Origin of the sequence: Mycobacterium malmoense (assembly GCF_019645855.1) — a bacterium.
GTDB lineage: Bacteria > Actinomycetota > Actinomycetes > Mycobacteriales > Mycobacteriaceae > Mycobacterium > Mycobacterium malmoense.
In genome coordinates, this window is record NZ_CP080999.1 from 1596935 (window position 1) to 1609760 (window position 12826).

Here is a 12826-nt window from a genome sequence, read left to right on the forward strand (position 1 = left end):
GTCGCATTGCCGGCTCCTTTCGCGGGTGCTGCGCCCCCTAACAAGAATGCGAATTACTGTTCGCATAATAGGGCACTGACGGGTGCCGCTCAACATCCCTCGGTGGGTGTGTCGGGGCCGCACCTAGGATCGACGACATGAGTGTTGCCACCGGACCCGACCTTTTGGACTACGACGACGTCGTCGCGCGCTTTGATCCGGTGCTCGGCCTCGAGGTCCACGTCGAGTTGTCCACCGTCACCAAAATGTTCTGCGGCTGCGCCACCGCATTCGGCGCCGAACCCAACACCCAGGTGTGCCCGGTGTGCCTGGGGCTGCCCGGCTCGCTGCCGGTGCTCAACCGCACCGCGGTGGAGTCGGCGATCCGAATCGGCCTGGCGCTGAACTGCGAGATCGTGCCGTGGTGCCGCTTCGCCCGGAAGAACTACTTCTACCCGGACATGCCGAAGAACTACCAGATTTCGCAGTACGACGAGCCGATCGCCATCGACGGCCACCTGGATGCGCCCCTGGAGGACGGCACCACCTGGCGGGTGGACATCGAGCGCGCGCACATGGAGGAAGACACCGGCAAGCTCACCCACCTGGGCAGCGAGACCGGCCGCATCCACGGCGCGACGACATCGCTGATCGACTACAACCGCGCCGGCGTGCCGCTGATCGAAATCGTCACCAAGCCCATCGAGGGGGCCGGGGACCGGGCGCCGCAGATCGCCCGCGCCTATGTGACGGCATTGCGAGACCTGGTGCGCGCCTTGGACGTATCCGACGTCCGGATGGACCAGGGCTCGATGCGCTGCGACGCCAACGTGTCGCTGAAACCAAAAGGGGCCGCCGAGTTCGGCACCCGGACCGAGACCAAGAACGTCAACTCGCTGAAAAGCGTCGAGGTCGCCGTGCGTTACGAAATGCGGCGCCAGGGCGCCGTTCTGGCGTCCGGCGGGCGAATCACCCAGGAGACCAGGCACTTTCACGAGGCCGGCTACACCAGCCCGGGCCGCGCCAAGGAGACCGCGGAGGATTACCGCTATTTCCCCGAGCCCGACCTAGAACCCGTCGCACCCAGCCGCGAGCTGGTCGAGCGATTGCGGCAGACCATCCCCGAGCTACCGTGGTTGAGCCGCAAGCGAATTCAGCAGGAATGGGGCGTTTCCGACGAGGTGATGCGGGATCTCGTCAACGCCGGCGCCGTCGAATTGGTCGCCGAGACCGTCAAGCACGGCGCGTCCAGCGAGCAGGCGCGCGCCTGGTGGGGAAACTTCCTGGTGCAGAAGGCCAACGAGGCCAACGTCGGATTGGACGAGCTGGCCATCACCCCGGCCCAGATCGCCGCGGTGGTGGCGCTGGTCGACGAGGGCAAGCTGTCCAACAAGCTGGCCCGCCAGGTCGTGGAGGGTGTGCTGGCCGGGGAGGGCGAACCCGAACAGGTGATGACCGCCCGCGGTCTGGCGCTGGTGCGCGACGACTCGGTGACCCAGGCCGCCGTCGACGAGGCCCTGGCCGCCAATCCCGATGTGGTCGAGAAGATCCGCGGCGGCAAGGTCGCCGCGGCCGGCGCGATCGTCGGCGCGGTGATGAAGGCCACCCGCGGCCAAGCCGACGCGGCCCGGGTGCGCGAACTGGTGCTGGCCGCCTGCGGCCAGGGCTAGATCGGCCGGGCCCGCTAGGTCTTGTCGTCGTTGTTGCGCGGGAAGCCGCCGCCCTGCGGGAACAGCGGGAACACCACGTCGTCGAGCTTCTCGGCGTCCCCGGCGGTCTTGTTCACCGTTGCGCCCCAGACGTTTCCGTCGGGCGACATCCGCAGCGCCCACGCGTGGGCGTGGGTGTCCTTGCGGACAACGTCGGGTTCACCGGTGACCGCGCCCGTCGACGGCGCGAGCCGGACGGCCACCGTCAGCTTGGTGTTGATCAGGTTGACCAGCACGGTCCCATCCATGGCCGCGCACCCAGCCACGCCGGGCTTGTCCGGCCACGTCCACACCGTGGAGACCTCCGAGGTCTTGGTGATGCGCTGCAACCGATCGGCCGTGGGGGTGCGGTCGACGACATACAGCGAGCCGTCGACGGGGTCGGTGCACAGGCCGCCGCCGGAGCCCACACCCGAGAGCGCCGTCGTCGGCGGAGCCTGGCCGATGGTCGTCGGCTGCTCGATGCGCAGGACCTTGCCGGCCAACGATTTGGGGTCTGCGGCCATCGCCGGGTTGCCCGCATCGCCGGTCATCACGACTAGCGTCGTGGGGCTGGTGAAGATCAACGCCCCGGTGTTCCCGGTGGCGCCCTTGGGGATCCCGGTGAGGATGTCCTTCGGGATGTCGCCGTCGGCGATGCGGATGACCCGATTGTCGGTGGGCGTGCTGACGTAGGCGTACATCAGGCGGTCTTGGTTGTAGGTCGGCGAGAGCACGATATCCATCAGGCCGCCGTCACCGGAGGGGTCGACCGGGATGACCACCTTCACCTTCGGCTCGGCGTTGACGGAGATCTCCTTGACGGCGCCGGTGGTGCGTTCGGCGACCAACGCGCTTTTGCTGTCGGTGCCCATGATCAGGCCGCTGGTGCTCTCCAGGCAGCCCTGCATCACGCCCGGCGCGGGGCAGGCCTTGGGGAACGGTGTGGGCGGCAGCGGTGGCGGCGGGGGAGGCGTCGAGCTGGGCCCGGGCTTGAGCTCCGGGTTGGTGGTGAAGGGTTGCGACTGGGCGTCGTTGAACCGCGCGCAGCCGCTGGAGACCAGCACCGCCGCGCAGAGCGCGGCGAGCCCGCACCGAACAGCCCGCCCCGGTCGCCCTAGTCGCATGACCGACAGGCTACGGACAGTGCGGGCACCGCCGCCACATGCGGTCCCCGTGTCCGCGGCCGGAAGCTTCGCCGGTCCCGGGGTGCTTTCACGGGTCCTTCGGGTGGCCGGCAAGGTGTTTTGGCGCCAATCGGGGCCCGTTTGGCGTACCATCCGCCGATTGCCTTGCCAAAGTGCCGCTCAAATCCCCAATTCAGCCGCATTTGCCCTTACCCTGACACCCGTGACCAGTCAACCTCATGACGCACATTGGCAGCGGCCCGGCGAATCCGCGGAGCCAATCCCCGGGCGCCCCGCCTCGGCGCGCTTGGTCGACCCCGAAGATGACCTGACGCCAGTCGGGTACCCGGGCGACTTCGGCACCACCACCGTCATCCCGTACCAGGACCCCGGCCAGGCCGGTGCGCCTGCGGCCGGCGCATACAACCTGCTCGACCAGCAGGAGCCGTTGCCGTACGTCCAGCCGCAGTCGGTGCCCCGGGCGGCGCCGATCTCCGCGGCCGAGCCCACCGAAATCGACGAGGACCACGGGCGGCTGCGCGCCCTCGGCCGGCGCGGCACCCAGCATCTGGGTTTGCTGGTGCTGCGGGTCGGGCTGGGAGCGGTGCTGGGTGCCCACGGGATGCAAAAGCTGTTCGGCTGGTGGGGCGGTCAAGGGGTGACGGGATTCAAGAACTCACTGTCCGACGTCGGCTACCAGCACGCCGACATCCTCGCCTACGTGAGCGCCGGCGGCGAGATCGTGGCCGGTGTGCTGCTGGTGCTGGGACTGTTCACCCCGGTGGCCGCGGCGGGGGCGCTGGCGTTCCTGATCAACGGTCTGCTGGCCACCGTCTCGGCGCGGCCGCATTCGCACCCCTACTCGTTCTTCCTGCCGGAGGGGCACGAATACCAGATCACGCTGATCGTCCTGGCCGTCGCGGTCATCCTGTGCGGACCCGGCCGCTACGGTCTCGACGCCGGCCGCGGTTGGGCCCATCGACCCTTCATCGGGTCGTTCGTCGCCCTGCTGGCCGGCATCGCCGCCGGCATCGCGGTGTGGGTGCTGCTCAACGGCGTCAATCCGATCGCCTGATTCATCGATAGGGATTGGGGACTCGCCCCGAGCTGACCTCGGTCAGCAGCGGGAGCGTCGCGAACGTGACCGCGGGCAATCGCAGCTCCGCCCCGCTTTTGAGGCGCGCGCGTGCCCAGGAACCCCGGTGGAAGCGCAGCCCGTCGATGTCGTCCCAGCGCACCGTCTGGGCGCCCAGCAGCGTCCGGACGGTCACGCCCTCGTCGTCGGCGACGGTGCGCAGCCGGACGATCAACGCCGACGCCACCACCGGGATGACCAGCAGCGGCGCCGACGGTGGCCACGCGAGCACCGGTATCAACAACCCCAGGGTCAAGAATCCGACGGCGAGGTGCGCCATCGGCGACACCTTGATCACGACGGGGGAATCGGTAACCACCCTCGTATCATTCCACCGCCCGGCGTCCGGCCGGCCCCGCGCCGAGTGTGCGCTCACGGTGACGATCCGCGGCGCGTCGTCACCCAGAACGCACACTCGAAGCCGCAGGCGCACACTCGACGCAGTGCACGCCGGGCGAGACCGGATTTGACGGCTGAGCTGTGCGAAGGCTACCGTCGGACGCTATGGATACCGCCGGAAAGCCGGGAATGCTTGTAGTACTTAGTCGGCGCGTTGGTGCCTGACTAGCCCATGGGCATTTGAAGCGATCCAGCACCAACGCGCCAACCCTCGTACAGCAGCCGAGCTGACGGGGGTTTTTTCTTGCGTAGCAACGAAACCGCGAACAGGACCAAGAGGACGACAGTGAGCGCACCGACCAGGCCACACACACCGGCCGCCGAACCGGGGCCGCAGGACGCGGCCAACGGCGCGCCGGACACCGCCAAACCCGTCGCAAAATCCGCGACGGCCCCACCGAAACGCGTTGCGCCACAGCAACTTACCGGCGCCCAGTCGGTGATACGGTCGCTGGAGGAACTCGACGTCGAGGTCATATTTGGGATTCCCGGCGGCGCCGTGCTGCCGGTCTACGACCCGCTGTTTTACTCGAAAAAGCTGCGCCACGTGCTGGTCCGCCACGAGCAGGGCGCCGGCCACGCCGCCAGCGGGTACGCGCACGCCACCGGCAAGGTCGGGGTGTGCATGGCGACGTCGGGTCCCGGCGCCACCAACCTGGTGACCCCGCTGGCCGACGCGCAGATGGATTCGATCCCCGTCGTCGCCATCACCGGACAGGTCGGGCGCGGGCTGATCGGCACCGACGCCTTCCAGGAGGCCGACATCTCGGGCATCACGATGCCGATCACCAAGCACAACTTCCTGGTTCGCTCCGGCGACGACATTCCCCGGGTCCTGGCCGAGGCCTTCCACATCGCCTCCTCGGGACGCCCGGGCGCGGTGCTCGTCGACATCCCCAAGGACGTGCTGCAGGGCCAGTGCACGTTCGCCTGGCCGCCGAAAATGGACCTGCCCGGCTACAAGCCGAACACCAAGCCGCACAACCGGCAGGTCCGCGAGGCCGCCAAGCTGATCGCGGCCGCCCGCAAACCGGTGCTCTACGTCGGCGGCGGCGTCATCCGCGGCGAGGCGACCGAGCAGCTGGCCGAGCTTGCGGAGCTGACCGGCATCCCCGTGGTCACCACGCTGATGGCGCGCGGCGCGTTTCCGGACAGCCATCCGCAGAACCTGGGCATGCCCGGCATGCACGGCACGGTGGCGGCGGTGGCGGCGCTGCAGCGCAGCGACCTGCTGATCGCGCTGGGCACCCGCTTCGACGACCGGGTGACCGGCAAGCTCGACTCCTTCGCGCCCGAGGCCAAGGTCATCCACGCCGACATCGACCCTGCCGAGATCGGCAAGAACCGGCACGCCGACGTGCCGATCGTCGGCGACGTCAAGGCCGTCCTCACCGACCTCGTCGCGATGCTGCGGCACCACGGCGCTGCCGGCGCCCTCGAGCTGGCCGACTGGTGGGCCTACCTCGACGGGGTTCGAAAGACGTACCCGCTGAGCTACGGCCCGCAGAGCGACGGCAGCCTGAGCCCGGAGTACGTGATCGAAACGCTGGGCAAGATCGCCGGCCCGGACGCCGTGTACGTCGCCGGCGTCGGCCAGCACCAGATGTGGGCGGCGCAGTTCGTTTCCTACGAGAAGCCGCGCACCTGGATCAACTCCGGCGGCCTGGGCACCATGGGGTTCGCCATCCCGGCGGCCATGGGCGCCAAGGTCGCCCGCCCGGACGCGGAGGTCTGGGCGATCGACGGCGACGGCTGCTTCCAGATGACCAACCAGGAGCTGGCCACCTGCGCCATCGAGGGCGCCCCGATCAAGGTCGCGCTGATCAACAACGGCAACCTGGGCATGGTGCGGCAGTGGCAGAGCCTCTTCTACGAAGAGCGGTACTCGCAGACCGACCTGGCCACGCACTCGCACCGCATCCCGGACTTCGTGAAGCTGGCCGAGGCGCTGGGTTGCGTCGGATTGCGTTGCGAGCGTGCCGAAGACGTTGTCGACGTGATCAAGGCGGCACGGGCGATCAACGACCGCCCGGTGGTGATCGACTTCATCGTCGGCGCCGACGCGCAGGTGTGGCCGATGGTGGCCGCCGGCACCAGCAACGACGAGATCCAGGCCGCCCGCGGCATCCGCCCGTTGTTCGACGACGAAACCGAAGGGCACGCCTGATGAACACGCACACGTTGTCGGTGCTGGTGGAAGACAAACCCGGCGTGCTCGCGCGGGTGGCGGCGCTGTTCTCCCGGCGCGGTTTCAACATCGAGTCGCTGGCCGTGGGCGCCACCGAGCAGAAGGACATGTCGCGGATGACCATCGTCGTCTCCGCCGAGGACACCCCGCTCGAACAGGTCACCAAGCAACTCAACAAGCTGATCAACGTCATCAAGATCATCGAGCAAGACGAAAACAACTCGGTGTCACGCGAATTGGCGCTGATCAAGGTCCGCGCCGACGCCGGCAGCCGCAGCCAGGTGATCGAAGCGGTAAACCTGTTCCGCGCCAAGGTGATTGACGTGTCACCGGAAGCGCTGACCATCGAGGCCACGGGTGACCGCGGCAAGATCGAGGCGCTGCTGCGCGTGCTGGAGCCTTTCGGCATCCGCGAAATCGTTCAGTCGGGCCTGGTGTCGTTGTCCCGCGGTGCGCGCGGGATCGGCGCCGCCAAGTAACTCATCGAAGAGAAGGAAATCCACAGTGGCATTAGAGATGTTCTACGACGACGACGCAGACCTGTCGATCATCGGTGGCCGCAAGGTCGGCGTGATCGGATACGGCAGCCAGGGGCACGCGCACTCGCTGAGCCTGCGCGACTCCGGCGTGCAAGTGCGCGTCGGGCTGAAGGAGGGCTCGAAATCCCGGGCCAAGGTCGCCGAGCAGGGGCTGGACGTCGACACCCCCGCCGAGGTGGCCAAGTGGGCCGACGTCATCATGCTGCTGGCGCCCGACACCGCGCAGGCCGAGATCTTCGCCAACGACATCGAGCCCAACCTCAACGCCGGCGACGCGTTGTTCTTCGGTCATGGGCTCAACATCCACTTCGGCTTGATCAAGCCGCCCGGCGACGTCACCGTCGCGATGGTCGCCCCCAAGGGCCCCGGCCATTTGGTGCGCCGCCAGTTCGTCGACGGCAAGGGCGTGCCCTGCCTGATCGCCGTCGACCAGGACCCGACCGGCAAGGGCGAGGCGCTGGCGCTGTCCTACGCCAAGGCCATCGGCGGCACCCGGGCCGGCGTCATCAAGACCACCTTCAAGGACGAGACCGAGACCGACCTCTTCGGCGAGCAGGCCGTATTGTGCGGTGGCACAGAGGAATTGGTGAAGGCCGGTTTCGACGTGATGGTCGAGGCGGGCTATCCGCCGGAGATGGCGTACTTCGAGGTGCTGCACGAGCTCAAGCTGATCGTCGACCTGATGTACGAGGGCGGCATCGCCCGGATGAACTACTCGGTGTCCGACACCGCGGAGTTCGGCGGGTACCTGTCGGGCCCGCGGATCATCGACGCCGGCACCAAGGAGCGGATGCGCGAGATTCTGCGCGAGATCCAGGACGGCACCTTCGTCAAGAAGCTGGTCGCCAACATCGAGGGCGGCAACAAGCAGCTCGAGGAGTTGCGCAAGCAAAACGCCGAGCATCCCATCGAGGTCACCGGCAAGAAGCTGCGCGACCTGATGAGCTGGGTCGACCGCCCGATCACCGAGACGGCGTAACCCTTCCGCCGAGCCCTTCCGTAACCCTTCCGCCGAGCGTCACGCTAGCGTGGCGCTCGGTCGCCGGTGCCACGCTAGCGTGACGCTCGGCGCCTAGCCGGCCGCCCTAGTCGGCCGCCAGCCTGCCGGCGACCGTAACCACCCGGCGGGCCAGGTGATCGAGGGCGTGCTGGGTCGTCTCGTCGAACTCGTGGATGTTGTCGTGGGTGGACACCAGGCTCACCCCGTACGGATTGCCGTCGACGAACTTGGACGGGTCGGTGTATCCCGGCGGCACGATGATGCCGCCGAAATGCATCAACGTGATGTAAAGGGCGAGCAGCGTCGTCTCCTGCCCGCCGTGCAGGGTGTTGGACGACGTGAAGGCCGCATACACCTTGTCCGCGAGCTTGCCCTCGGCCCACAGCCCGCCCAGCGAGTCGAGGAACGTGCGCAATTGCGCTGCGGGAGAGCCAAACCGGGTCGGTGAGCCGAAGATCACCGCGTCGGCCCACACGATGTCGTCGCCGGTGGCCGCCGGAAGGTCCTTGGTGGCTTCGTAATTCGCCGTCCACGCCGGGTTGCGGGCGAACGATTCCGGGTCGTGGGTTTCGGCGACGTGTCGCAGGCGGACCTCGGCGCCCGCCGACTCGGCCGCCGCGGCGACGCGCTGTGCCATCGCGGTGCCGTGACCGGTGGCCGAATAGTAGATGATCGCGAGTTTGGTCACGGGGCAAGCGTAGGCGCTTACCGCATGCGGCAGAGAGCGCTGTCGGCGTCAGTTCACAGCCGCCACATCCGACCCGGCGGGAAAAGGGATCGACGGTTTGCCCGCCTCCAAGCGACAGTTCCGGCCTGCCCGTGAGCGTTCGGGCGCTTGTCGCTCATAGGCGGGCACAACGGGTGCTGCCTCCAGCGGAGACACGTGCGGCGGGTGTGGCTTCACCGCTGGTGCCGCGTCGGAGTGCCCGGTCCGCCAGCCGATAGGCTGGCCGGGTGAATCTTCCCGTTGTAGTGATAGCCGACAAACTCGCCGAATCAACCGTCGCCGCGCTGGGAGACCAGGTGGAGGTGCGCTGGGTGGACGGGCCGGACCGGCCGAAGCTGCTGGCCGCCGTGCCCGAGGCCGACGCGCTGCTGGTGCGGTCGGCCACCACGGTCGACGCCGAGGTGCTGGCGGCCGCCCCCAAGCTGAAGATCGTCGCGCGCGCCGGGGTCGGGCTGGACAACGTCGACGTCGACGCCGCCACCGCCCGCGGCGTGCTGGTGGTCAACGCGCCGACGTCGAACATCCACAGCGCCGCCGAGCACGCGCTGGCCCTGCTGCTGAGCGCGGCGCGCCAGATCGCGGCCGCCGACGCCTCCCTCCGGGAGCACGCCTGGAAGCGGTCGTCGTTCTCGGGCACCGAAATCTTCGGCAAGACCGTCGGTGTCGTCGGGCTGGGCCGGATCGGGCAGCTGTTCGCGCAGCGGATCGCGGCCTTCGGCACCCACGTGATCGCCTACGACCCGTACGTGGCGCCGACCCGGGCCGCGCAGCTCGGCATCGAGCTGCTGGCGCTGGACGACCTGCTGGCCCGCGCCGACTTCATCTCGGTGCACCTGCCGAAGACGCCCGAGACGGCGGGCCTGATCGACAAGGAGGCGCTGGCCAAGACCAAGCCGGGCGTCATCATCGTCAACGCCGCCCGCGGCGGGCTGGTGGACGAGGCGGCGCTGGCCGAGGCGGTGAGCAGCGGCCACGTCCGCGCCGCCGGCATCGACGTGTTCTCCAGCGAACCCTGCACCGACAGCCCGCTTTTCGAGCTGCCGCAGGTGGTGGTCACGCCGCACCTGGGGGCGTCCACCGCCGAGGCCCAGGACCGGGCCGGCACCGACGTGGCCGAGAGCGTGCGGCTGGCGCTGGCGGGGGAGTTCGTCCCCGACGCGGTCAACGTCGGCGGCGGGGTGGTCAGCGAGGAGGTGGCGCCCTGGCTCGATCTGGCGCGCAAGCTCGGCGTGCTGGCCGCGGCGCTGTCCGACGGCCTGCCGGCGTCGCTGTCCGTGCAGGTGCGCGGCGAGCTGGCGTCCGAAGACGTTGAGGTGCTGCGGCTTTCGGCGCTGCGCGGCTTGTTCTCGGCGGTCATCGAGGACCAGGTGACCTTCGTCAACGCGCCGGCGCTGGCCGCCGAACGCGGCGTGACCGCCGAAATCAGCACGGCGTCGGAAAGCCCCAACCACCGCAGCGTCGTCGACGTGCGGGCCGTCGCCCACGACGGCTCGGTGGTCAACGTCGCCGGCACGCTGTCCGGGCCGCAGCTGGTGGAAAAGATCGTGCAGATCAACGGCCGCAACTTCGACCTGCGCGCCCAGGGCACCAACCTGGTGATCAACTACGTCGATCAGCCCGGGGCGCTGGGCAAGATCGGCACCCTGCTCGGCGCGGCCGGCGTGAACATCCACGCCGCGCAACTGTCCGAGGACGCCGAGGGCCCGAGCGCGACGATCCTGCTGCGGGTGGACCAGGACGTGCCGGGCGACGTGCGGTCGGCGATCGCGGCGGCCGTGGGCGCCAACAAGCTCGAAGTGGTTGACCTGTCGTGAAACTGGCGGTTATCAGTGGCGACGGCATCGGCCCCGAGGTGGTGGCCGAGGCCGTCAAAGTCCTCGACGCGGTCGTGCCGGGGGTGCAGAAGACGGGCTACGACCTGGGCGCCCGTCGGTTCCACGCGACCGGCGAGCTGCTGCCGGACTCGGTGCTGGCCGAGCTGCGCCAGCATGACGCGATCCTGCTCGGGGCGATAGGCGATCCGTCGGTGCCCAGCGGCGTGCTGGAGCGAGGCCTGTTGCTGCGCCTGCGTTTTGAGCTGGACCACCACGTCAACCTGCGGCCGGGCCGGCTGTACCCGGGGGTGAGCGGCCCGCTGAAATTGGAGAGCGGGAATCCCGGCATCGACTTCGTCGTGGTGCGCGAGGGCACCGAGGGCCCCTACACCGGCAACGGCGGCGCGATCCGCGTCGGCACGCCCCACGAGGTGGCCACCGAGGTCAGCGTGAACACCGCGTTCGGCGTGCGCCGGGTGGTGCGATACGCGTTCGAGCGGGCGCGGCTGCGCCGCAAACACCTGACGCTGGTGCACAAAAACAACGTGCTGACGTTCGCGGGGAAGCTGTGGTCGCGCGTCGTGGCCGAGGTCGGCGAGGAATACCCCGACGTCGAGGTGGCCTACTCACACGTCGACGCCGCCACCATCTACCTGGTCACCGACCCCGGCCGCTTCGACGTGATCGTCACCGACAACCTGTTCGGCGACATCATCACCGACTTGGCCGCGGCGGTGTGCGGCGGAATTGGCTTGGCCGCCAGCGGAAATATCGACGCCACCCGGACCAACCCCTCGATGTTCGAGCCGGTGCACGGCAGCGCGCCCGACATCGCCGGCCGGGGCATCGCCGATCCGACGGCCGCGATCATGTCGGTGGCGCTGCTGCTCGCCCACCTCGGCGAGGACGATGCCGCTGCCCGGGTGGACCGGGCCGTCGAGACCCATCTGGCAACTCGTGGGAACGAACGGCTCTCCACCAGCGAAGTCGGCGAACGGATCGTCGGCGCGCTCTAGCCTCCAAACCGGGAGGCAGCAGCCGGGCCGGCACCAATGGTATTGCCACCAACGGGAATAGCCCGCACAGCGCCCAGGCCGACGGATACTTGGCCGCGGCGATCAACGCGCCGAACAGCGGGGGCCCCGCGGCCGCCATCAGCCGCTGCGTGGTGTTCTGCGCGCCCAGCGCGCGCCCGCTCCAGAACGGCCCGGCGAACTCGGTGATCGCGGTCGCGGCCAACCCGTTGTCGAGCACCGCGATGACCGAGATCGCAACCATGAGCGGCACTTCGAATGGCGAACCGATGTCGTCGGCGAGGGTCAGCAGGAACAGGGTCGAGGCGGCGGCGATGGCGATGACGCGGACCGGTCCCATTCGTGAGCCGACGCGATCCGACCACCGGCCGACCGCGACGCGGCCCAGCGCGCCGAGCAGCTGCGAGACGGTCACCAAAAGGCCCGCGGCCGCCACCGACCAGCCATGGTCGTTCATCAGCCAGACCAGCATGAACGTCACGGTCACCGTCTGCGGCATCATCAGCAGCGCCGACGTCGCGTGGATCCGGTACAGCACCGACGACCCGCGATAGGGGCTGGCCAGTTCCTCGTGCGTGGCGGTCTCGCGGGGCTTCCGCGGCGGGTCGACGATGGCCACCCCACTGGCCACCGCCGCGGCCGCGCACACGAACGCCGGGAACACCAGCCCCGCGTGCGGGCCGTGTTCGGCGAGCTCGGGCATGACCAGCGCGCCCACCGCGATTCCCAGCGGTTGCGCCGTCTGACGGATGCCCATCGCCAGGCCGCGCTGGTGCGGCGGGAACCAGCCGGACACCAGCCGGCCGCCCGCGGCGTTGCACCCCGCGGCCGCCATGCCGCCCAGAAACAGACAGGCGCCGACCAACACCAGCGAATGGACCGACGCCGCGGCGTAGGCCGCGGCCGCGGTGAGCCCCGAGCCCAGCGTCAGCACGATCCGCTCGCCCACGTGGTCCAGCGCGTAGCCCCAGAGCAGCAGCGTGGCCACCATGCCCCAGCTCGGCATCGATGACAGCAGGCCGGCTTCGGCCAGCGGGGTTCCGCGCTTGGCTTCGAGCGAGGGGATCAGGAACGCGATGCCATTGATGAAGAGGAAGGAGCTCGCCGTCACGAACAAGGAGACGACCATGACCGTCCAGCGCGCTCCGGCGCCGAGCACGGCAGGGTGGTCCCTGGGCATCTGTCCATGCTTCCAC

The 12826-nt window shown here is 69.1% G+C and carries 10 protein-coding genes and 1 pseudogene; 7 read left to right on the top strand and 4 right to left on the bottom strand.

The window, feature by feature from the left end:
- Window positions 1–137 precede the first annotated feature (137 nt).
- Window positions 138–1649: an Asp-tRNA(Asn)/Glu-tRNA(Gln) amidotransferase subunit GatB gene (gatB, locus tag K3U93_RS07535; protein WP_083010552.1), complete on the top strand. Its 1512-nt coding sequence runs from the start codon at window positions 138–140 to the stop codon at window positions 1647–1649.
- A gap of 14 nt (window positions 1650–1663) precedes the next feature.
- Here gatB and K3U93_RS07540 read toward each other — a convergent pair whose 3' ends face one another.
- On the bottom strand, window positions 1664–2794 hold the full coding sequence (locus tag K3U93_RS07540; protein WP_071511306.1) for a PQQ-dependent sugar dehydrogenase: 1131 nt from the start codon (window positions 2792–2794) through the stop codon (window positions 1664–1666).
- A gap of 223 nt (window positions 2795–3017) precedes the next feature.
- On the opposite strand from K3U93_RS07540, the gene K3U93_RS07545 reads away from it, so the two are divergent.
- A complete protein-coding gene (locus tag K3U93_RS07545) occupies window positions 3018–3869 on the top strand; it encodes a DoxX family protein (protein WP_071511307.1) in 852 nt (283 codons plus the stop codon).
- A 1-nt stretch (window position 3870) separates the two neighbouring features.
- Here the strand turns inward: K3U93_RS07545 and K3U93_RS07550 are convergent, their stop codons facing one another.
- On the bottom strand, window positions 3871–4209 hold the full coding sequence (locus K3U93_RS07550) for a PH domain-containing protein (protein ID WP_071511333.1): 339 nt from the start codon (window positions 4207–4209) through the stop codon (window positions 3871–3873).
- A gap of 405 nt (window positions 4210–4614) precedes the next feature.
- On the opposite strand from K3U93_RS07550, the gene K3U93_RS07555 reads away from it, so the two are divergent.
- From K3U93_RS07555 to ilvC, 3 genes are read left to right on the top strand one after another with little or no spacing between them, the layout of a single operon-like run.
- On the top strand, window positions 4615–6495 hold the full coding sequence (locus K3U93_RS07555; protein WP_083010551.1) for an acetolactate synthase large subunit: 1881 nt from the start codon (window positions 4615–4617) through the stop codon (window positions 6493–6495).
- The gene (gene ilvN / locus K3U93_RS07560) at window positions 6495–6995 is read left to right on the top strand and encodes an acetolactate synthase small subunit (protein WP_071511309.1); all 501 of its coding nucleotides are present in this window, start codon (window positions 6495–6497) and stop codon (window positions 6993–6995) included. The genes K3U93_RS07555 and ilvN overlap by 1 nt, the downstream gene beginning before the upstream one ends.
- A 37-nt stretch (window positions 6996–7032) precedes the next feature.
- Window positions 7033–8034: a ketol-acid reductoisomerase gene (ilvC, locus tag K3U93_RS07565; RefSeq protein ID WP_083010550.1), complete on the top strand. Its 1002-nt coding sequence runs from the start codon at window positions 7033–7035 to the stop codon at window positions 8032–8034.
- Between the two features lie 106 nt (window positions 8035–8140).
- On the opposite strand, the gene wrbA is transcribed toward ilvC, so the two are convergent.
- Window positions 8141–8743, bottom strand: coding sequence for an NAD(P)H:quinone oxidoreductase (gene wrbA / locus K3U93_RS07570; RefSeq protein ID WP_083010549.1), 603 nt, complete (start codon window positions 8741–8743; stop codon window positions 8141–8143).
- Window positions 8744–9009: 266 nt separating this feature from the next.
- On the opposite strand from wrbA, the gene serA reads away from it, so the two are divergent.
- Window positions 9010–10596: a phosphoglycerate dehydrogenase gene (serA, locus tag K3U93_RS07575; RefSeq protein WP_083010548.1), complete on the top strand. Its 1587-nt coding sequence runs from the start codon at window positions 9010–9012 to the stop codon at window positions 10594–10596.
- A complete protein-coding gene (locus K3U93_RS07580; protein ID WP_083010547.1) occupies window positions 10593–11612 on the top strand; it encodes a 3-isopropylmalate dehydrogenase in 1020 nt (339 codons plus the stop codon). Before serA ends, K3U93_RS07580 begins: the two co-directional genes overlap by 4 nt.
- A gap of 133 nt (window positions 11613–11745) precedes the next feature.
- Here K3U93_RS07580 and K3U93_RS07585 read toward each other — a convergent pair.
- Window positions 11746–12810: pseudogene (locus K3U93_RS07585) on the bottom strand (MFS transporter); the annotation flags it as partial.
- Window positions 12811–12826: the final 16 nt, after the last annotated feature.

Coding starts and splice junctions, on each gene's coding strand:
- ilvN (WP_071511309.1), top strand. CDS start 6,495: ATGAACACGCACACGTTGTCGGTGCTGGTGGAAGACAAACCCGGCGTG.
- K3U93_RS07540 (WP_071511306.1), bottom strand. CDS start 2,794: ATGCGACTAGGGCGACCGGGGCGGGCTGTTCGGTGCGGGCTCGCCGCG.
- ilvC (WP_083010550.1), top strand. CDS start 7,033: ATGTTCTACGACGACGACGCAGACCTGTCGATCATCGGTGGCCGCAAG.
- gatB (WP_083010552.1), top strand. CDS start 138: ATGAGTGTTGCCACCGGACCCGACCTTTTGGACTACGACGACGTCGTC.
- K3U93_RS07550 (WP_071511333.1), bottom strand. CDS start 4,209: ATGGCGCACCTCGCCGTCGGATTCTTGACCCTGGGGTTGTTGATACCG.